Origin of the sequence: Paraburkholderia sp. J7 (assembly GCF_905220155.1) — a bacterium.
Classification (GTDB): Bacteria; Pseudomonadota; Gammaproteobacteria; order Burkholderiales; family Burkholderiaceae; genus Paraburkholderia.
Genome location: NZ_CAJMYZ010000074.1, coordinates 1 through 1,082, shown reverse-complemented (window position 1 = coordinate 1,082; position 1,082 = coordinate 1). Strand labels below are relative to the sequence as shown.

The following is a 1,082-nucleotide window of genomic DNA, read 5'->3' as shown; positions in this document are numbered from 1 at the left end:
ATGAACCACCCGAACTTCACCGATCCCCGCCTCGACCCGACCCGCACGATCCGCGCGCCGCGCGGCAGCGAGAAGGTGTGCAAGACCTGGCTGGCGGAAGCCGCCTACCGGATGATCCAGAATAATCTGGATCCCGAAGTCGCCGAGCATCCGCATGCGCTCGTGGTGTACGGCGGCATTGGCCGCGCCGCGCGCAACTGGGAGTGCTTCGACCAGATCCTCGCCTCGCTCAAGGACCTGAACGAAGACGAAACGCTGCTGATCCAGTCGGGCAAGCCCGTGGGCGTGTTCCGCACGCATGCCGACGCACCGCGCGTGCTGCTCGCGAACTCGAACCTCGTGCCGCACTGGGCCACGTGGGAACACTTCCACGAACTGGACCGCAAGGGCCTCATGATGTACGGCCAGATGACGGCGGGCAGCTGGATCTACATCGGCTCGCAGGGCATCGTGCAGGGCACGTACGAAACGTTCTATTCGGTGGCGAACCAGCACTTCAACGGCAACCCGAAAGGCCGCTGGATTCTCACGGGCGGCCTCGGCGGCATGGGCGGCGCACAACCGCTCGCGGCGACGATGGCGGGCTTCTCCATGATCGCGGTGGAGTGCGATGAAACGCGTATCGACTTCCGCCTGAAGACGCGCTACGTGGACCGCAAGGCAAAGACCATCGACGAGGCGCTCGCCATCGTCGAGGAAGCGAAGCGCACAGGCAAGCCGGTCTCGGTGGGCCTGCTCGGCAACGCCGCCGACGTGTTCGCCGAGTTCGTCAAGCGCGGCATCACGCCGGACTGCGTGACGGACCAGACGAGCGCGCACGACCCGATCAACGGCTATCTGCCGCAGGGCTGGACGGTGGAGCAGTGGCGCGACGCGCAGAAGGTTGCGCCCGAAACCATCGTGAAGGTCGCGAAGGAGTCGATGGCCAACCAGGTGCGCGCGATGCTCACGCTGCAGGAGCGCGGCGCGGCCACGCTCGACTACGGCAACAACATCCGCCAGATGGCGCTGGAAATGGGCGTGGAAAACGCGTTCGACTTCCCGGGCTTCGTGCCGGCGTATATCCGCCCGCTGTTCTGCGA

The 1,082-nt window shown here is 65.8% G+C and carries 1 protein-coding gene; it reads left to right on the top strand.

Annotation, left to right across the window (positions count from 1 at the left end; all coding sequences use genetic code 11):
• Window positions 1-1,082: urocanate hydratase (gene hutU / locus U5A58_RS40360; protein WP_321965448.1), on the top strand; the 1,082-nt coding region annotated here is incomplete at both ends.